The sequence below is a fragment of the Lacimicrobium alkaliphilum genome, from assembly GCF_001466725.1.
In the GTDB taxonomy this organism is placed as follows: domain Bacteria; phylum Pseudomonadota; class Gammaproteobacteria; order Enterobacterales; family Alteromonadaceae; genus Lacimicrobium; species Lacimicrobium alkaliphilum_B.
In genome coordinates this window covers 4,178,342-4,197,769 of record NZ_CP013650.1, presented here as the reverse complement: position 1 = coordinate 4,197,769, position 19,428 = coordinate 4,178,342, and the positions used below count along the sequence as shown (strand labels likewise).

At 51.4% G+C, this 19,428-nt stretch carries 18 protein-coding genes; 13 read left to right on the top strand and 5 right to left on the bottom strand.

Annotated elements, in window-relative coordinates; genetic code table 11:
* Positions 1-9 precede the first annotated feature (9 nt).
* Positions 10-2,442 (bottom strand): glycerol-3-phosphate 1-O-acyltransferase PlsB, encoded by a 2,433-nt coding sequence (gene plsB, locus AT746_RS18695; protein WP_062484408.1) that lies wholly within the window; start codon positions 2,440-2,442, stop codon positions 10-12.
* A gap of 150 nt (positions 2,443-2,592) precedes the next feature.
* Here plsB and lexA point away from each other — a divergent pair, with 150 nt between their 5' ends.
* The 5 genes from lexA to AT746_RS18670 all read left to right on the top strand — a co-directional run bounded on the left by lexA (position 2,593) and on the right by AT746_RS18670 (position 7,727).
* Entirely contained in the window at positions 2,593-3,219 is a 627-nt protein-coding gene (gene lexA / locus AT746_RS18690) for a transcriptional repressor LexA (RefSeq protein WP_062483513.1), read from the top strand.
* A gap of 345 nt (positions 3,220-3,564) precedes the next feature.
* Positions 3,565-4,671, top strand: a complete 1,107-nt coding sequence (gene coxB, locus AT746_RS18685; RefSeq protein ID WP_420480321.1) for a cytochrome c oxidase subunit II — start codon at positions 3,565-3,567, stop codon at positions 4,669-4,671.
* A gap of 10 nt (positions 4,672-4,681) precedes the next feature.
* Complete coding sequence (gene ctaD, locus AT746_RS18680) at positions 4,682-6,271, top strand: cytochrome c oxidase subunit I (RefSeq protein WP_062483510.1); 1,590 nt, start codon at positions 4,682-4,684, stop codon at positions 6,269-6,271.
* Between the two features lie 4 nt (positions 6,272-6,275).
* A complete protein-coding gene (locus tag AT746_RS18675; RefSeq protein WP_062483508.1) occupies positions 6,276-6,833 on the top strand; it encodes a cytochrome c oxidase assembly protein in 558 nt (185 codons plus the stop codon).
* 12 nt (positions 6,834-6,845) lie between these two features.
* Complete coding sequence (locus AT746_RS18670) at positions 6,846-7,727, top strand: cytochrome c oxidase subunit 3 (protein ID WP_062483506.1); 882 nt, start codon at positions 6,846-6,848, stop codon at positions 7,725-7,727.
* Between the two features lie 80 nt (positions 7,728-7,807).
* Here the strand turns inward: AT746_RS18670 and AT746_RS18665 are convergent, their stop codons facing one another.
* Positions 7,808-8,020: a DUF2909 domain-containing protein gene (locus AT746_RS18665; protein ID WP_062483504.1), complete on the bottom strand. Its 213-nt coding sequence runs from the start codon at positions 8,018-8,020 to the stop codon at positions 7,808-7,810.
* 57 nt (positions 8,021-8,077) lie between these two features.
* On the opposite strand from AT746_RS18665, the gene AT746_RS18660 reads away from it, so the two are divergent.
* The 5 genes from AT746_RS18660 (at position 8,078) to AT746_RS18640 (ending at position 11,901) form a co-directional block, all read left to right on the top strand.
* Complete coding sequence (locus tag AT746_RS18660; protein ID WP_062483502.1) at positions 8,078-8,767, top strand: SURF1 family protein; 690 nt, start codon at positions 8,078-8,080, stop codon at positions 8,765-8,767.
* Complete coding sequence (locus tag AT746_RS18655; protein WP_062483500.1) at positions 8,751-9,302, top strand: hypothetical protein; 552 nt, start codon at positions 8,751-8,753, stop codon at positions 9,300-9,302. The genes AT746_RS18660 and AT746_RS18655 overlap by 17 nt, the downstream gene beginning before the upstream one ends.
* A gap of 63 nt (positions 9,303-9,365) precedes the next feature.
* Positions 9,366-10,343 carry a COX15/CtaA family protein gene (locus AT746_RS18650; protein WP_062483498.1) on the top strand — a complete coding sequence of 326 codons (978 nt, stop codon included), beginning with the start codon at positions 9,366-9,368 and terminating at the stop codon, positions 10,341-10,343.
* Between the two features lie 8 nt (positions 10,344-10,351).
* Positions 10,352-11,266: a heme o synthase gene (cyoE, locus tag AT746_RS18645; RefSeq protein ID WP_062483496.1), complete on the top strand. Its 915-nt coding sequence runs from the start codon at positions 10,352-10,354 to the stop codon at positions 11,264-11,266.
* Positions 11,263-11,901, top strand: coding sequence for an SCO family protein (locus tag AT746_RS18640; protein WP_062483495.1), 639 nt, complete (start codon positions 11,263-11,265; stop codon positions 11,899-11,901). Before cyoE ends, AT746_RS18640 begins: the two co-directional genes overlap by 4 nt.
* A gap of 9 nt (positions 11,902-11,910) precedes the next feature.
* Here AT746_RS18640 and AT746_RS18635 read toward each other — a convergent pair whose 3' ends face one another.
* Positions 11,911-12,909 (bottom strand): polysaccharide deacetylase family protein, encoded by a 999-nt coding sequence (locus AT746_RS18635; protein ID WP_062484405.1) that lies wholly within the window; start codon positions 12,907-12,909, stop codon positions 11,911-11,913.
* A gap of 106 nt (positions 12,910-13,015) precedes the next feature.
* Between AT746_RS18635 and AT746_RS18630 the strand changes: the two genes are divergently transcribed.
* The gene (locus AT746_RS18630) at positions 13,016-14,359 is read left to right on the top strand and encodes an MATE family efflux transporter (protein ID WP_062483493.1); all 1,344 of its coding nucleotides are present in this window, start codon (positions 13,016-13,018) and stop codon (positions 14,357-14,359) included.
* A 29-nt stretch (positions 14,360-14,388) separates the two neighbouring features.
* Here the strand turns inward: AT746_RS18630 and nfuA are convergent, their stop codons facing one another.
* Entirely contained in the window at positions 14,389-14,964 is a 576-nt protein-coding gene (gene nfuA, locus AT746_RS18625; protein ID WP_062483491.1) for a Fe-S biogenesis protein NfuA, read from the bottom strand.
* Between the two features lie 214 nt (positions 14,965-15,178).
* On the opposite strand from nfuA, the gene AT746_RS18620 reads away from it, so the two are divergent.
* On the top strand, positions 15,179-17,743 hold the full coding sequence (locus AT746_RS18620) for a M14 metallopeptidase family protein (protein ID WP_062483489.1): 2,565 nt from the start codon (positions 15,179-15,181) through the stop codon (positions 17,741-17,743).
* Here the strand turns inward: AT746_RS18620 and AT746_RS18615 are convergent.
* Positions 17,724-18,413 carry a ComF family protein gene (locus AT746_RS18615; RefSeq protein WP_062483488.1) on the bottom strand — a complete coding sequence of 230 codons (690 nt, stop codon included), beginning with the start codon at positions 18,411-18,413 and terminating at the stop codon, positions 17,724-17,726. The two genes, AT746_RS18620 and AT746_RS18615, sit on opposite strands and share 20 nt — an antisense overlap.
* A 43-nt stretch (positions 18,414-18,456) precedes the next feature.
* Between AT746_RS18615 and bioH the strand changes: the two genes are divergently transcribed.
* Complete coding sequence (bioH, locus tag AT746_RS18610) at positions 18,457-19,224, top strand: pimeloyl-ACP methyl ester esterase BioH (RefSeq protein ID WP_335338203.1); 768 nt, start codon at positions 18,457-18,459, stop codon at positions 19,222-19,224.
* The last annotated feature ends 204 nt before the right edge of the window (positions 19,225-19,428 follow it).

Sequence of the window (19,428 nt, the reverse complement as noted above, 5' to 3'; positions counted from 1 at the left end):
AATCATAGCTTAAAGATGAGTCAGTTTTTGTGCCACATCCGGTGAAATCAGTGCCATGACCATCGCCTGCAGGTCGGCACTTTGTTGCGAATACTGCAGTGAACCTTCTGCGCTGGCTTCCACCAGTTTGTTGTCTTTGAGCGACTGAATAAAGGTGGAAAACAGGTTCTTATCGTAAAACTCCGGCGCATCAATACCGGTAATAGTACAAAGGTGTTCTGCCAGTTGGCGGCTTTGCTTCTCCAGTTCTGAGCGGCTCAATGCCTGCTGGCGCTCGAGTACATTCAACATCATGGCATATCGCTGTAGTGTGGGTTGCATGGTGCGGTTCAGAATAGCCAGCGTACCAAAACCACTGCCGGTATGCTCAGTAGCTACCAGTTTCCGGCCCTGTTGGCGGATAAGACCGAGGCTTTTCATGTTTGTTATCAGTACTTCAACATATTCTTCAGCCTGCTGGGCTGACAGATAGATAAACAGTTCTTTACTCAACAGCGGATACAACCGCTCTACAATGGCAAGAATCTGCTTTTTCTCTGCACCATGACCGGCAATACAGGACGCCACCAGACCGGGCAGGGCAAACAGATGCAAAATATTATTGCGATAGTAAGTCTGGGTCACAGCGGAGCGCTCATCCAGTGCAATAATCCGGCCGAAACTATCCTCCTGTACCTGCAGTTTATTCAGTGCCAATGTGTTTTGTAACATTTCGGCACCGCTGATCTGCGGTATGACGCAGAGTTTACTGAACGGCGCGTCTCTGAGCAGTTGTAAAAGGTGATCGAGATTGGCGGTCAGTTCAGACTCTGAAGCCGTATGATTTTTGCTCGCCAGCAGACTCAGTGAAACCAGTGACATCCCGCTCACCGAAGCCGCCTGATTAATGCGGCACATCACCTGATTGGCCAGGTGATTGACGGTTGGGGTCAGCCACGAAGGTTTTTTATCCTGAATGTCCTGCATATCTTTGCGCCAGTCGGGTACCTGATTATCCAGATATTGATTCAGGGATATGGGCTCACCGAAACTCAAAAAGCCATGACCATAGTTTTTCAGTTTCTTAATTGCCGAGAAAACCTGCAAAAAAGACTCCTTTTGCTTCTTCTTGCCCTTGAGTTCGTTCAGATAACTACCCAGCTCCATCACATTCTCATAACCCAGGTACACCGGCACAATACTGACCGGGCGTTTTACGCCTTTAAGCATGGCCTGCAGGGTCATCGCCAGCATGCCTGTTTTGGGTGGTAACAGGCGCCCGGTGCGGCTGCGCCCCCCCTCAGGATAATATTTCACCGGATATCCCCGCTCAAAAAGCAGTTCAAGATATTCCCTGAATACGGCGGTATAGAGCTTATTACCGGCAAAGCTGCGGCGCAGGAAAAATGCTCCCCCGCGTCTGAAGATGCCTCCTACAGGCCAGAAGTTAAGGTTAATGCCTGCGGCGATATGAGGAGTGGCCAATCCTTCGTGGTAAATGACATAGGTCAGCAAAAGATAATCCATATGACTGCGGTGACAGGGAACATAAATGATCTCATGGCCTTTTTGTGCCAGCTCGCGCACTTTGGCTGCATGACTGACTTCGATACCGTTATAGATCTTATTCCAGACCCGGGTCAGCAGCCTGTCACCAAAGCGAATAATCCCTTCGCGATAATCGGCCGCGATTTCCTTTAAATATCCGGCTGCTCTGTCTCTGGCTTGCTGCGGGGAGAGTTTTTTACTCTGTTGCTCTTCGGCAATAGCCTGTTTGACAGCTTTGGCTCCCAGCACTGCATTCCGTAACTGGTGTTTGTCTATACTGGTGGGACCCGTCATGGATTGTATTTTTCGGTAAAAGTGAGTCCTTGCTACCCGTATAAGCTTATGCGCTATAGAGGAAGGGCCCCCTGTCTCCTGTACCACTCGTTGCGAGGAAACCGCCCGGCTGAAGCAGACAAAATTATCGCGGCCGAGAAACAGCACAATAAATAACTTGCGTAGCCAGCTTGGTGAGGCCCTGTCGGCAAGCAAATCTGACCAGCCCGGCTTGGATTTTTCCGGAGCCCTTCCCCAGAACACCGATACCGGCAGAATCTGCACATCCATCTCAGCATGGGCCTGTTGCAATGCGAGTATGCGCTCGAATTGCTGATGCACATCTGTGCTGCGAACCCGACGACTGATTAATCCCTGAGGTTGTTCGAGATAAAGGCAAGCCGGGCTTGTTTCAGCTCCAAGTCGAATATCCTCTGTCGGATCCGGCAAACCTGACTGTCTGCTTGCCTGTTGCAGTGCGAGCAGATCTGTGGCCGAGTGCGTGTGTAGCAGATAAATGATGGGCTTATGGGGATCGATCCCCAATTCCTCAAACAGATTGGCTGGAATGACTTTTGTTGATACCAGCAATCTGGTGGGCAGGCTGATCATGGTCAGCAGTAACCTTTGCAACCAGTGCATCAGGGTAATTCCTCTGGGAAAATCAATGGGCATAAAATTGGCGAAAGCATAGCATGCCGGTAAAAACTTGTCCCAGGCGGGATACACCAGACTTGCACAGACAAAATAACTGGATATACTGACAGTTAAACTGTATGGAAAAACAGGCTTATGCGCGCATTAACACCCAGACAAGAAGAAGTACTGCAGCTTATTAAAGACACCATGGTGCATACCGGGATGCCGCCAACCCGGGCGGAAATCGCCAGAACACTGGGGTTTCGCTCTGCCAATGCGGCCGAGGAGCATTTAAAAGCCCTTGCCCGCAAGGGTGTGATAGAAATATTGCCGGGCACATCCCGGGGCATCCGTCTGAATATGCCCCTGGATGAGCAGATAGCAGACGAAGGTCTGCCTCTGATTGGCCGGGTCGCAGCCGGTGAGCCGATTCTGGCGCAGGAAAATATTGAAACCCATTATCAGGTAGCGCCAGAGCTGTTTAAGCCAAGGGCAGATTATTTGTTGCGGGTGCAGGGCATGAGTATGAAAGACATCGGTATCCTCGATGGTGACTTGCTTGCCGTGCACAAGACACTGGATGTGCACAATGGCCAGGTAGTGGTAGCCAGGGTGGACGATGAGGTCACCGTCAAGCGTCTTGAACGCCGTGGTCGCAGCGAAATTTTACTGCATGCAGAGAATCAGGATTTTGCGCCGATCAAAGTTGATTTGGCCTCTCAACCCTTCACTATTGAGGGAATTGGGGTAGGGATAATCCGCAACGCCGACTGGTTGTAAATCACGCATTTATAGCCCTTTGTTGGTGCAGTTTCCTTTCATGCAGTGCTTTGTATCAAGTCTTATCATCAAATATTAAGCAAATTAATAAGTTAGCCCTCAGGGGCTAACACATCTGTATCGCCTAAATGTTGAGCGGTTGATTGACTCAGGTGCAGAAAAGGCTGGACTCGACCCCCCTGGTTGAGTAATTCTTATACACCGCAACAAAATTATAACAATGACATGACATCATTTTTATATTTGGTGCTTTGTCACTGCCCGATGCAACCACATTAGGTTGCGTTGGGCTGAGTTCATTTCTGACAGAGGAGACGTCACGTGGGCAAAGGTGTCTTGACCGCGATCTGTGCGACTTTAGTGAGCAGTGTCGCTGTCGCTGAACGTTCCGATATAAACCTCAGACAAGGGGTTACGGACATCAGCGAGCAGGTATATGGCCTGCATATGACGATTTTTTATATCTGTGTGATTATCGGCGTGCTGGTCTTCGGAGCCATGTTGTATGCGATGATCTTTCATCGTAAATCCAAAGGTGCCAAACCTGCCAACTTTCACGAGAGCGTTAAAGTTGAGGTGGCCTGGACTATAGTGCCATTCCTGATTCTTGTGGGTATGGCGGTGCCGGCAGCCAAAACACTGATTGCCATGGAGGATACCACGGAAGCTGATGTGACAGTGCTGGTGACCGGCTCTCAATGGAAATGGCATTACAAGTATATGGATCATGAAGTCGACTTCTATTCTCTGATGGCGACGCAGCAGGAACAGATCGCCAATAAATTTGATAAAGGCGAGAATTATCTGCTTGAAGTGGACAAACCTCTGGTTATTCCCACGGGCCAGAAAGTGCGATTCCTGATTACCTCTGATGACGTGATTCACTCCTGGTGGGTACCGGATTTTGCGGTCAAAAAAGACGCCAATCCGGGCTTTATCAACGAAGCCTGGACCCGGGTCAATGAGCCGGGCATCTATCGGGGGCAGTGTGCCGAGTTGTGTGGTAAAGACCACGGCTTTATGCCGGTAGTGGTGGTGGCCAAAGAGCCTGCGGAATATCAGAGCTGGTTGGCAGAGCAGGAAGCCAAACAACTCAAGGCTAAAGAGGAAGAGCAGAAGTTGCTGGCCATGAACATGGAGATGGACGAGCTGATGGACGTGGGCAAACAGGTTTATCAGTCTGCCTGTGCTGCCTGTCATATGCCTAATGGTGAAGGTCTTCCCGGTGTTTTCCCTGCGCTTAAGGGCAGCGATATTGCAATCAATGACATGCAAAAACATATTGATGTGGTGGTCAACGGTGTGCCAGGTACTGCAATGCAGGCCTTTGGCAAGCAGCTGAGTCTTAAAGAGCTGGCAGCTGTTATCACTTATGAACGTAACGCCTGGGGTAATGACACCGGAGAAACGGTTCAGGCTAAAGACGTTAACGCATTAATCACTGGCAATTAGGAGGATTATGATGAGTAGTGTTGCAGACGATCTTCATCATGACGAGCATCATGACCACAAGCCAGCGGGGATAATGCGTTGGCTGCTGACCACTAACCATAAAGATATAGGTACCTTATATCTGTGGTTCGCCTTTATCATGTTTTTGGTTGGCGGTGCCATGGCAATGGTGATCCGCGCCGAGCTGTTTCAGCCTGGTTTGCAGATTGTTGAGCCGAATTTCTTCAATCAGATGACCACAGTACATGGTCTGATCATGGTATTCGGCGCCGTTATGCCGGCCTTTACCGGCCTGGCAAACTGGATGGTGCCGCTGATGATTGGTGCACCGGACATGGCGTTGCCAAGGATGAATAACTGGAGCTTCTGGATCCTGCCGGGCGCTTTTCTGATCCTGCTGGCTTCGTTGTTCCTTGAGGGTGGCGGTCCCAATTTTGGCTGGACCTTCTATGCGCCTTTGTCCACCACTTTCAGTAATGACAGTACCGCATTATTTGTATTCTCCGTGCATATCATGGGTATCTCTTCGATCATGGGTGCCATTAACGTGATTGTGACCATTTTCAATATGCGCGCACCAGGTATGACCTGGATGAAAATGCCGATGTTTGTGTGGACCTGGCTGATTACGGCATTTCTGCTGATTGCAGTCATGCCGGTGTTGGCGGGAGCGGTGACCATGGTACTGACCGACAAATATTTCGGTACCAGCTTCTTCGATGCCGCCGGGGGCGGTGATCCGGTCTTATTCCAGCATATCTTCTGGTTCTTCGGTCACCCTGAAGTGTACATTATGATTTTGCCAGCCTTTGGGATTATCTCGCATATCGTGCCGACCTTTTCCCGTAAGAAGTTGTTCGGCTACTCATCCATGGTGTATGCCACGGCCTCTATCGCGCTGTTGTCCTTTATCGTGTGGGCCCACCACATGTTTACCACTGGCATGCCGTTGTTTGCAGAAATGTTCTTTATGTTTGCGACCATGCTGATCTCTGTACCCACAGGGGTGAAAGTCTTTAACTGGGTAGCCACCATGTGGCGGGGATCTATCAGTTATGAAATGCCGATGATGTTTGCCCTGGCCTTTATCGTACTGTTTACCATTGGCGGCTTTTCCGGGTTGATGCTGGCTATCACACCGGTGGACTTCCAGTACCACGATACCTATTTTGTGGTGGCCCACTTCCATTATGTGCTGGTGACAGGTGCGGTATTCTCTATTATGGCCGCGGTGTATTACTGGCTGCCGAAGTGGTGTGGCAAGATGTATGACGAAACCCTGGCCAAGTGGCACTTCTGGTGCTCGATGATATCGGTCAACCTGTTGTTCTTCCCCATGCACTTTGTTGGTCTTGCCGGTATGCCTCGCCGTATCCCGGACTATGCCCTGCAATTTGCGGATTTCAACAAGTGGATCAGTATCGGTGGTTTCGCCTTCGGACTGTCACAGCTGATTTTCCTGGCGCTGGTTATCAAAGCCAGTCGCAAGCAGGGAGAGCCCGCCACAGCCCAGGTATGGGAAGGCGCGGAAGGATTGGAATGGGAAGTGCCCTCACCGGCCCCTTACCATACCTTCGAAACACCTCCTGAGGTGAAATAAGATCATGGCACAGCAGTCGCAAAACAATAACCGGATGGTGGTCAAGCTGGTGGCCATCGTCATCGGCATGTTCGGTTTCGGTTTTGCACTGGTGCCGCTGTACGATGTTTTTTGCGATATTACCGGCATCAACGGCAAGACCAACCCTTACGCTGCCACTTATGATGTGAATACGGATGTCGATACCAGCCGTGAAATTACGGTGGAATTTATCACCCGTAATCAGTCCGGCATGGCGTGGGATTTTGAAGCCCGCACCAAGCGTATCAAGGTGCATCCCGGTGAACTGAAAACGGTGGAGTTTTATGTCAAAAATCCCACCGGCAAAGACATCGTTGGCCAGGCGATCCCCTCGGTGTCGCCTGGTACTGCAGCGTTATATCTGAATAAGACGGAATGTTTCTGTTTTGAACAACAGCCACTGCGGGCCGGGGAAGAAGCCCTGATGCCCATGCAGTTTTATGTGGACCCTCAGTTACCTGAGGATATTAAGGTTTTTACTCTGTCCTATACTTTGTATGACGTGACAGGGACATCTACTGTGGCAATGAACCGCGGCTAAACGGAGAGCGACATGTCAGAGCAACAATACGAAAAATATTATGTGCCGGCTCAGAGTGCCTGGCCCATAGTGGGCGCGGTGGCGCTGTTTTTAATAGCCGTTGGCGCCGGCAACTTTGTGGTGGAGTCCACCAGAGGCAAAGAAGGCTATGGCGGCTGGATACTCACAGCTGGTCTGCTGGTTTTGCTGGTAATGCTGATAGGCTGGTTCAGAGATCAGATTGAAGAGTCCATGGCCGGTAAATACAGCGCTCAGTTGGGGCGTTCGTATCGTCAGGGCATGAGCTGGTTTATTTTCTCTGAGATCATGTTCTTTGCTGCTTTCTTTGGGGCACTGTTCTACACCCGTATGATTGCAGTGCCCTGGCTGGCCGGTGAGTCTAACAATGCCATGACCAATGAAGTGCTCTGGCCAGGGTTTGAGGCTATGTGGCCTCTTGTTCAGACCCCCGGTGGCACAACGACTCAGGCCATGGGATGGATGGGCTTACCACTGGTTAACACCGCTATTCTGCTGATCTCGTCTGTTACCGCTCACTTTGCTCATGTGGCTCTTGAAGAGGGTAAAAGAGCGCGTCTGAAGCTGTTCCTAGGTATCACTATCGTACTCGGCCTTATTTTCCTGTTCCTGCAGGTAGAGGAGTATGTGCACGCCTATCGCGATTTGGGGCTGACCCTGACATCCGGAGTGTATGGCAATACGTTCTTCCTGTTGACAGGTTTCCACGGCTTACACGTTACCCTGGGTACATTAATGCTGATCATTATGTTCCTGCGCGTGCTCAAAGGCCATTTTAGCAAGGAAAATCAGTTTGCCTTCCAGGCAACCAGCTGGTACTGGCACTTTGTTGATGTGGTATGGGTGATCCTGTTTGTGTTTGTGTATATTGTTTAAACTGATTCAGGCTCCTTTGCGGGAGCCTGGCTTCCGCGGTTTGGCGGTTATCGCCTTTGCGACAGCTGCCGGGTCCTGATTCAATAAGGGCGGGGATTGGGTGTGATCCAGCCCATTGCCAGCGCAAGCAGGATCAGAAGCATAATCAGCGCCGAAGTCATTACGCGACGGCCAATAAATTTGGTCATAGACTGTTGTTGATCAGGGTTGCCATTAAGCATGATTTTCATCGCCCGGAACAGATTGAAAACCATAAAGATCAGTAAACAGACGACAATGATTTTTACTAACAAGTCTCTTCTCCTGTTGTGCTAAACCGAATCAGTAAATTACCCCTGCTAGCCACCATATTGACACTGATTGCTGTCAGTGTCATGACCTGGCTGGGATTCTGGCAGTTAGACAGGGCGGAGCAGAAGCAGTTGCGGGTAAAACAGATAGAGGCTCGCCAACAGCAGGGGATCGTTTCTCTGGATGAGATCAGCGGGCAAAACGAGGATATACGCGATCTTCCGCTGCGGGTAACAGGCCGTTTCGAACCACAAAAAGTGTTGTTGTGGGATAACCGTATTTATGAGGGGCAGGTAGGCTATGAGGTGTTGGGTATATTCAGCACCGCTTATGGCAATCTGCTGGTTAATCTGGGCTGGACGCCAGCACCTAAGTACCGGGACGAGCTCCCTGATGTCGAACTGCCACAAGGACAAATCAACCTGCAGGGCGTTGTGGTCAAGCCTCAGGCAAATCCAATGGTCAGTGAGTCGGAACAGCAGAGCGCGCATTGGCCCCTGCGTATTCAGCAGCCCAGTCTGGATTGGCTCGAAGAGGTTGTTGCTATGCCGCTGATGCCATTTATATTGCAAATTACTGACACGACAGCGTTTGGCTACAAGAGTAACTGGAAGCCGGTGGTGATGCCGGCACAAAAGCATTACGGCTATGCAGTGCAATGGTTTGGTCTGGCACTGGCCTGTCTGATGGTTTTTATTGTGGCCCTTTACAAAAAGAACAAAGGTAAGGTGAATGAAACTGACCTCTAATCGAAAGATGATGCTGCTGGTGTTGCTGGCGTTTTTGCTGCCGGTGATCCTGGCGAAGCTGGCGCTGGAGTTTGACTGGTTTAATAAGGCCGCGACCAACAAAGGTGAGCTGCTGGAGCCAGCCCCCGACCTTTCTGCGCTGGACAGTCATAACAAATGGCGAATTTTGTACCGGTTACCCGAGCAGTGCGATACGGTTTGCGATAACGCATTGTACAGCATCAATCAGGTCTGGATGGCGCTTGGACGTGAACAGCACAGAGCAGAGCCTGTGGTACTGGTTACAGAGCTCAGTGACAAGGCCCGGCAGGATAAGCTGTCAGATGATTCAGCCATCCGTCTGGTCAATGTTAAAGCAGAACAGATCAGTGCAGTATTTAAAGCGCGCGCCACTGATGGTATTTTTCTGGTGGATACCCTGAATAATGTGATCCTGCATTATCCGGTAGCAGAACAAAAACAACAGGCTGTACTGGACAGTCGTAACATATTGGCTGACTTGCGCAAACTGCTGAAGCTGTCTCGTATTGGTTAGAGCTATTCTGGGCTCTCGCTGGTATGGTTTATCTGAACGAAATGGCGCTCTGAGGGAATAATAATGAAAAAAATGGTGCTGACTGCACTTATCCTTGCCGTTGTGGTGGTGGCCCTGGGAGCCTTTACCCGTTTAACTGATGCTGGCCTGGGCTGTCCCGACTGGCCTGGATGCTATGGTTTTCTGTCGGTACCCAAACAGGATGCTCATATAGAGCAGGCTGTGCAGGCATTTCCCGAGAGGCCTTTTGAAGCACACAAGGCCTGGAATGAAATGATCCATCGCTACTTTGCCGGTGCGTTGGGCCTGCTGATTCTGATTATTGCCCTGCGCAGTCTGTTTAATAGCCAGCCGAACCGGCCGAAGAAGCTGCCGCTGGTGTTGCTGTGCCTGGTCATTTTCCAGGCCCTGTTGGGGATGTGGACGGTGACGATGAAGTTACAGCCCATAGTGGTCATGGGGCACTTACTCGGCGGCTTTACAGTCTTATCCTGTTTGTTTTTGCTCTATCTTCGTCTGACCAACTACCGCATACCAGGAGGGGATGCTAACCTCCGACCCCTGGCCCGCTATGGCGTTCTGGGTATGCTGATCGTGATTGTGCAGATAGCATTAGGTGGGTGGGTCTCGGCCAATTATGCGGCACTGGCCTGTACGCAGTTGCCGGTCTGTGAAGCTGACTGGGTGCAGCGACTGGATTTTGCCGGGGCGTTTTCAATCGGTGAGGCCGACGACTATGAGTTTGGCACCCACAGTTATGCCGAGCGTATGACCATGCATGTGGTACACCGCTTTGGAGCGTTGATCACCTTCCTCTATCTGTGCTGGCTGGCAATTCGTATCTATGCGCGGGCATCCTCGGCTTTGTTCAGACAACTGTCTGTCATTCTGGTGCTGGTGCTGGGCCTGCAGGTGGCGCTGGGGGTCAGTAATGTGGTGTTCAGTTTGCCTTTATGGGTGGCAGTAGCGCACAATATCGTCGGCGCCAGTTTGTTACTGGTGCTGATTATGATTAACTACAGCCTGTTCAGAAAAACCTAGGAGGCAGAATGGCTAAATCAGTCAGCGCGACTCAGCCTCATCAATCACTGTCCCGTGCGTCTTGGCGGGATTATTACGAAATGACCAAGCCCAATGTGGTACTGCTGCTATTGCTCACTGCGCTGGTGGGTATGTGTCTGTCGACACCGGGCTGGTTACCCTGGCAACCTCTGGTGGCCGGATTAATGGGAATCGGTGCATTATCTTCAGCCGCGGCCGTGATCAATCATGTGATGGACCGGCGCATCGATGCACAGATGGCCAGAACCTTTAATCGTCCGGTGCCCAAGGGCAAAGTCAGCCCCAGACGGGCGCTGATTTTTGCCGGCCTGCTGGCGGCGGCCGGTTATCTGGTGCTGGAAATCTGGGTCAATCGCTTAACGGCACTGTTAACCCTGGCAAGTCTGGTGGGCTATGCCATGGTCTATACCATGTACTTAAAGCGCGCCACGCCACAGAATATCGTGATTGGCGGTCTTGCTGGCGCCGCTCCTCCCTTATTGGGCTGGACCGCGATTACCGGTGAGGTTCATCCTTATGCCTTGTTGCTGGTGCTGATCATTTTTATCTGGACGCCACCCCATTTCTGGGCCCTGGCTATCCACAGGGAAAAAGATTATGCCCGCGCGCAGGTTCCTATGCTGCCGGTTACTCATGGTGTGGCTTTCACTAAAACTTCTGTACTGTTGTATACCATATTGCTGGCAATCGTCTGTCTGATGCCTTATCTGGTGGGGATGACAGGGGTGATTTACTTTATCGGTTCCAGTTTGCTGAATGTGGGCTTTTTGTATTATGCCCTCAAGCTCAAGTTTAATGCGGATGAACACACGGCCATGCAAACCTTCAGATTTTCCATCCTGCACCTGATGGTGCTGTTCCTGGTGTTGCTGGTGGACCACTATTTTAAGATAACCCTATGAAACAGAAACTGCTTATCGGCGTTGTACTGGTGCTGGCGTTATTAGCTGGTTTATATCTGTCAGTTAACATTGCGCCGCCTGCTTCCGCCCAGCATGCCAACCTTTATCCCCAGCCTCGGGCGCTACCGGATTTCACTTTGGTGGATCAAGATGGTGAAAACTTTGGTGAGGAGCGTTTTCGCGACCACTGGACACTGGTGTTTACGGGCTATACCTATTGCCCGGATATCTGCCCTACCACATTGGCAGAACTTAAGAGCATCTATCCTCAGTTGCAGCAGATTGACAGTCAGTACCCTGTTCAGGTGATGCTGTTATCGGTAGATCCCAACCGGGATAAGCCAGAGCGGCTGAAAGAATATATTAATTTCTTTAATCCCGAGTTTATCGCCGCCACGGCGGAACATACCGAGCTTTTCCCTTTTGTGCGGGCCCTGGGCATGATGTATGCGATGGCAGACAGCACCGATAACCCCGACTATCTTGTCGATCACAGTGCCTCGGTGGTGATTATTAACCCACAAGCCCAGGTGATTGGTCGCTTTACACCGACGCTGATGCCAGGGGAAATGGCGGTAGTGAATCCGCAGCATATTCTCAAGGATATGCCGGTGATTGTTAATCAGGCACCTTAAGTTAAGGTACTAATCCAGCCATTTACCTTCTTCAGTCGCCACAAAGAACGGCTGCGAATGCCAGTAATAGCGTTTGGGGTTTTGTTTACTCGGTGCAGTGCAATTGACTCTGCTGCGTCCGGGGCTCAGTGGCTCATTGATCTCCAGACGAAAGCTGTCCTGCTCCACCCAGTCTATCTTCATCGGCTGGCCTTTGAAAAAACAGCTTAACTGGGAAGGGCGAATATCTTCCAAATCAATACGGGTTTTCCACTGTGGTGTGCGATTGTCGTATTCGAGTTCAGGATCAATGGGTTTCGACAACACCGGCAACGCCAGGCTGTTAAGTTTGACCTTAAGGGTCTTGAGGTTGGCGTAAATACCTGCAGACGGATAACGGGGCAGGGCAGTAAAGTCACTGTATGGGGCGACAGCGCCGGATTGCTGGGCGAAACCCAGGTAGCCCAGCTCCTCCAGCAATGCCTGAATGGCACTGTTATATTCACCAAAGGGATAGGCCAGGTATTTCAGACTGTAGCCCAGCTCCTGCTCCAGCTTTGCTTCGGCCTGCTGAATATCCTCCTTCAGTGCTGCCAGCCACTGCCGCTCATCCATGCCCTTGCGATCCAGCAGGTGGCCGTGATCGTCTGTGTGGTTGGCAAACCACACACCGTCTTTCTGCATCTGCCGCACCTCAGTCCAGGTTAGCTGATGGGCTTCTTTTCCGATCAGTGCAGGGTTAATAAAGATGGTGTAATTGAAGCCATGGCGCTTAAGAACTGGATGTGCGTTTTCCAGTATATTTCTGTAACCGTCGTCAAAGGTGATGGCCACCGCCTTTTCCGGCAACGTCTTATTTTCTTTCAGGCTGGCTACCAGTTCCGGTAAGGGCACCACAGTATGATTCTCGGCAATATACTGCATATGCCCGGCAAACTGTTCCGGCGTTACTGACGTGATGGCCGGGGTTTTGTCGCTGACATGATGATACTGCAATATACTGGCATGCTTATTATGGGGGGTTGCCAAAACCTGCAAGGTTAATAGCAAAGGCAGAAGGGCCAGAATAAGGACTGGAATTTTACTCGCCGACATTAGATCATCCCCGTTACTGAGTTGTATATAAGAGCTTACTTTGTCTGCAAACCGGCGCAACCCCTTTACCTTTGTTAGCACTGACAAAAGCGAACACCGTCGCTTGCTGACTATCGCTCTGCCCATGATCCTCAGCAATATTACCAATCCGTTGCTGGGCATGGTGGATACCGCCATCATCGGCCATCTGAACCACAGCTATTTTCTCGCCGGAACCGCCGTGGCTACTATGGTTATCACTCAGATTTACTGGGTTTGCGGATTCCTGCGCATGTCGGCCACAGGTCTGAGTGCCCAGGCAAGGGGCAGTGGCGATGCAGCGGCCGGCGCGAGGGTATTCTATCAGCTGTTGGCTCCGGCACTGATTATCGGGATACTGATGATCCTCGCCCAGAGCCTGTTGGTGCAAATCGCCAGCGCTTTTGCCGATGCCAGTGAGCAGGTGGCGAACGTCATCCGGGATTATATCGGTATTCGCGTATGGGGTGCTCCGGCTGCTCTTGCCAATCTGATGCTGGTGGGCTGGTTGGTTGGCCAGCAACATACCCGGGTGGTAATGCTGATTCAGATACTGGGTAATGTGCTCAATGCTTTGCTGAGCCTGGCACTTGCCATTGGCCTTGGCTGGGGAGTGGAGGGGGTGGCGGCTGCCACAGTGGTAGCCGAGTACAGCATTTTTATTGCTTCTGTTTATATGGTGCTGCGCAAAACAGGTTGGCGGGGAGTGAACCTGAGCTGGTTCAGGCTTAGTGTCTATCGGCAGGTGTTGGATCTGAACCGGGATATTCTACTGCGTAATCTGGCGTTGCAACTGACCATCGCCTTTCTGACCTTTCAGGGCGCCAGGCTGGGTGAAGAAGTGGTAGCGGTCAATGCCCTGTTGATGCAGTTCTTTGTGATCACCGCTCTGGGGCTGGATGGCATTGCCTACGGGGTTGAAGCACTGGTGGGCGAGAGCAAGGGGGCCAGAGACAGCGGGCAGTTGCATCATCGTGTATTGACCGGACTATTCTGGTCAGCTTCACTGGCAGTGGCGTATAGCCTGATATTTGTGGTGTTCGATACCGCTATTATTGCGCTATTGACCGATCTGGCACCGTTGCGGCAACTGTCAAAAGACTTTTTACCCTATATCTGGGTGATGCCGATGCTGGCCCACTGGTGTTTCCTGATGGACGGGGTGTTTATTGGTCTCACCCGCGGCAAAGCGATGCGTAACAGCATGCTGCTCTGTACTCTGGCGGTGTTTTTTCCATTGTGGTGGCTGACCTCTGGCCTGGGTAACCATGCCTTGTGGCTGGCTTTTCTGGGCTTTTTACTGGCCAGAGGGGTCAGTCTGGGTTGGGTGTATGTCGGCCTGAGAAAGCGGCAGGGGTTAATATAACCTGCCGCGATGGCGAGTTTTCTCAGAGATCAATAATAGGAATGTTCGCCAGCCTGATGCTCTGTGGCATCAATCACGCCGGTAAGCTCAGGAAACTGCGCCAGCATCTGTTTTTCTACGCCTTCTTTGAGCGTGACATCCACCATGGAGCAGCCATTACAGCCGCCGCCGAATTGCAATACAGCCTTACCGGCAGGGGTGATTTCCATCAGCATAATCTTGCCGCCATGACTGGCGAGTTGCGGATTGATTTCCGCATCGATCATATAGTTGAGCCGCTCCATCAGCGGTGCATCATCGTCCACTTTACGCACTTTGGCATTTGGCGCCTTCAGGGTAAGTTGTGAACCCATCTGATCGGTCACAAAGTCTATTTCTGCTTCTTCCAGAAAAGGGGCACTGTCCTGATCAACCACCGCATCAAAGCCATCAAAGGGCAGGCGGGTGTCGGTTTCTTCCGCCGCATCTGCCGGACAGTAAGACACACCGCACTCGGCGCTGGGGGTACCGGGATTGACCACAAACACGCGGATATTGGTGCCGGGATCCTGCTTACTTAATAATTTTCGAAAATGGGCCTGTGCCGGTTCAGAGATCTGAATCATAACGCTACCTCCAGAATGAGATGTCATGGCCTTATGATATCAAAGATTACTTGAGTAAAACACTCAAGTATCGGATAAGTTATGTCTGTTGTGCGTCAGGTTGCCGGAATATGAGACCAAGTCACCGGCTTTTGCTTTGCTCTCACTGGAACTGAACAACGCTAGCTGATAGCTTGTTAAGCATTGTGTGAAAAAATATGACCGAGAGGGTTCAATGAAGCATTGGTTGCAAATGGTGTTGATGGCGTTGGTACTGAACAGTATCGGCAGTGCGCACGCCCAGGTTAAAAGTGATCTGGATTATCTGCCGGAATCAGTGAGCTTTGATCCGGCGGTACCTACGCCTGAGTCTGTTCTCGGCTATCCTGTTGGCACCTGGCACGTTCGGCATGACCAGCTAGTCAGCTACCTGTATGCACTGGCAAAAAGCTCTCCGCGGGTCAGCATTGAAGAAATGGGGCGCTCCCATGAGCAGCGACCATTATTGCTGCTGACATTCAGCTCTGAACAAAATCAGCAACAGCTGGAACCCATTCGACAGCAACATCTGCAAAGCCTGAACGGACAACAGCAGGATGATCTGCCACTGATATTGTGGATGGGTTACAGTGTCCACGGCGATGAGCCATCGGGCGCCAATGCAGCATTGTTAATTGCCTACTATCTGGCTGCCGCGCAGGGGCCCGAAGTCGATAAACTGCTTGATGAAGCGGTGATCCTGATGGAGCCCGCGCTCAACCCTGATGGTCTGTCCCGTTTTGCTCAGTGGGTGAATATGCACAAAGGCAAGAGTCTGGTGGCCGACCCCAATCACCGCGAGCACTGGCAGCACTGGCCCAGCGGCCGCACCAACCATTACTGGTTTGATTTAAATCGCGACTGGCTGTTGCTGACACATCCCGAATCCCGCGCCAGACTTATCCATTATCATAAATGGCGTCCTCATGTGGTGACGGACTTCCATGAAATGGGTACCAACAGTACCTATTTCTTCCAGCCCGGCGTGCCATCGAGGAAGAATCCCTGGACCCCTGATAATAACGTCAGCCTGACTGAAGCATTAGGTGAATACCACGCCAAAGCACTGGATGCCAGCCGTCAGCTTTATTTCACACAGGAAGGTTTTGATGACTTTTATTATGGCAAGGGCTCAACCTATCCGGATGCCCATGGCAGTGTCGGCATTTTGTTTGAGCAGGCCAGCAGCCGCGGACATCTGCAGGAGTCTGAGCATGGTGAGCTGAGTTTCCCGCAAACGATCCAGAATCAGGTCACCACATCCTTATCGACCTTTGCCGGGGCACTGGCCAACAAGGGGGCGTTGTCGGCCCACTTGCAGAGCTTTGCCGATGAAGCACTGGAGCTGGCTAAAAAAGATGATCTTTCGGGTTATCTGCTCAGTGAAAGTCAGGATAAGAGTCGCTTCAAGGCGCTGCTGGATATACTTCAACAACATCAGATTCAGGTTAAGGGGCTGAACAAATCAATTGAACGCAATGGCCAGCGCTTTGCTCCGGAGGATTCGGTATTCGTACCTTTGAACCAGCCCCAGTACCGGCTGATCAAATCTATATTCTCAACCCGCACCAGCTTTGCCGACAATACCTTCTACGATGTCTCGAACTGGAACCTGCCGCTGGCATTTAATATTCATTATGAGGGTGTCGAGCGGGGCTTCTGGCGTAAGTTACCCCTGACTGACAATTTGCCTGATTTCACTCCGGCTGCTTCTGAACTTGCAGATGACGCCTACGCCTATGCCTTTTCCTGGCAGGACTCCGGTGCACCAGCCCTGTTGCAGGCTCTGCTGGAGCAGGATATACAGGCCAAGGTCGCGTCCACAGCCTTTACAGCAATCACCAGCCAGGGCAAGGTCAGCTTTGAACCTGGTGCGGTCGTGTTGCCTGCAGCCCTGAAACAGCCGCAAAATTGGCGGGATAGGCTGCAACAACACGCGCAGCAGCAAGGGATAAAACTCTGGTCCGTTACCAGCGGCCTGACGCCTGAGGGTAATGATCTGGGCAGCAGGACCATGGCGCTGCTGGACGCGCCCAGCGTGCTGATGATTGCCGGGGCCGGCAGTTCTCAATATGAGGCGGGTGAAATCTGGCATTACCTTGATCAACACATAGGCCTGCCTCTGACCATTCTGGATATGGACAGGTTGCGCAGTGTGTCACTGTCTGATTACAGTCATATTATTATGGCTGACGGGGATTTCAGCCGTATTGACGAGAAACAGATTAAAGCCATACAGGACTGGGTTCGTCAGGGCGGTGTGCTGATTACGCAAAAGCGGGCGGCAAAATGGGCCAGTGAAAATGATCTTCTGAAGGCCACTTTCTTATCAGAAAAAGAACTGAATAATAGCTTCGAGACGTCCGGGCTGACCTATGCAGACAAGGAGAGCCTGGCGGCTAAAAAACGTATTGCCGGTGCTGTATTCAGTGCTGAGGTAGACCTCAGCCATCCACTGGCATTTGGTTATACTGACAAGACTTTAAGCTTTTTGCGCAACAGCACGCTGGCCATGCATAAGCCGACCAAGCCCTTTGTAACCGTTTCCCGATACACCAGTGAGCCCCTTAAAGCCGGATATGCCAGCGATGAGCTGAAACAGTTATTGGCTGATAAGGCCAACCTGGTGGCTCATAAACTCGGTGATGGAAAGGTGATTGGTGTGACCGACAACCTTACTTTCCGCGGTTACTGGTACGGCACCAGCAGGATCCTCAGTAATGCTATTTATCTGTCTGACTTTATTGATGCAGAGGGCTGACGGCTATAGTCCAGATCTCTATTTGCAGGTCCGGATAATGTTGTAGCAGCACATCGCAGAGACTGTTGATGGTGGTGCCAGTAGTAATAATGTCATCCAGTATGGCGACACGTTGCACTGGCACGGGCCGGGTCAGTATAAAGGCTTGTCTGAGGTTACGCCGGCGCTGAGCACCGGTGAGTTCGGTTTGCGCCTGTGTGGCCTTGTGGCGTTTACAGACCTCCGCCAGTGGCAGGCCGCTGCGCTGATGCAGGCGTTTTGCCATTTCCATTGTCTGATTATAATGCCGGGTTCTGTATCGTGACGGGTGTAAAGGCACAGGAATGATAGCCTGTGGCCAGGGGCGGTAATGAGTGAGTACATGTTCATAAAATAAATCAGCCAGGGCCCTGGCATTACGGGGGCTACGGGAAAACTTCAGACCTTTTATCAGTTTGTCCAGTGGCCATTGATATTCTCCGCAAGCCAACAATCTCTGGTATCTTATCTCCCCTAAGCCCTGGCGTATTTTTGGCCACAGCAACAGGTTATATGAGCAGGCCTGTAGATTAAACAGACACAGGTCTTGCTGACACCAGGGACAAAGCAGCTCGTCACTGGACTGGTAACATAACAGACAGGATTGACGACCGATGGCCGTCTTAAGCAGGATTGTGACAGATGCGGGCATTTCCATTGCCTGACAGGTAAGAATAATCAGAGGGTAGCCTATTTTGCCGTTGAATGCTGAACACCAGGGACAAGGAAAGGAGCTGGTTTTTTTGCATGGATGGGGTCTTAACAGCGCAGTATGGAAAGACCTTGCAAAGAGCCTGAGCCATGACTATCGGATAACACTGACAGATTTACCCGGTTTCGGGGTCAATAACCGGTACTGCCCCAGGCACTATGACCTGGATACAATCACTGAGATGGTTGCCGGGGTGCTGCCGCAAAGAGCTGTGGTGGTAGGCTGGTCGCTCGGCGGTCTGGTGGCACAGAAGCTGGCTATTGAGTACTCCGCGAAAATCGACAGGCTGATTTGTGTCAACAGCACCCCAAAGTTTATGGCTGAACCCGACTGGCCCGGTATCAAGCCAGAGGTGCTGGACGCATTTGCCAGCCAGTTGCACTCTGATATCGGTGCCACGGTTAACCGTTTTCTGGCTATTCAGGCCATGGGCAGCAGTCGTGCCAAAGCTGATATTCTGGCTCTCAGGTCCCTGTTGGATAAGCGCCCGCCGCCAGTGGCAGAGGCATTATCCGGGGGACTGAAAATACTGCAGCAGGCTGATATCCGCTCACAGCTTAAGGCCATTAGGTGTCCGACACTGCGCATATACGGTAAAAAAGACAGTCTGGTACCGGTAGCGGTGATGGATGAAGTGGAACGTCTGCAACCACACAGTGTGTCGATGTTGTTTCCTGCCGCCTCCCATGCCCCTTTTATTTCTCATGCCAGTGAGTTTGAACAGGCGCTGAGAAGCTATTTAGCCGGCTGATACGGCTAGAGCGCCATATAGTTTAAAAAACGAACATCCGAGCTGCCTGAAAAAGCCTCAATCAAGGCGTGGTTGCGCAGGAATAGTGGTGCTCTTTCAAGCAACCAGAACGCAGAGTGAGGCTTTTTCAGGCGCTCCCGAAGGGCGAGGCCCAAAAAACGCGCATCCGGCGGCAAATTTTCTTGATTTAGGCCCACTAAACCT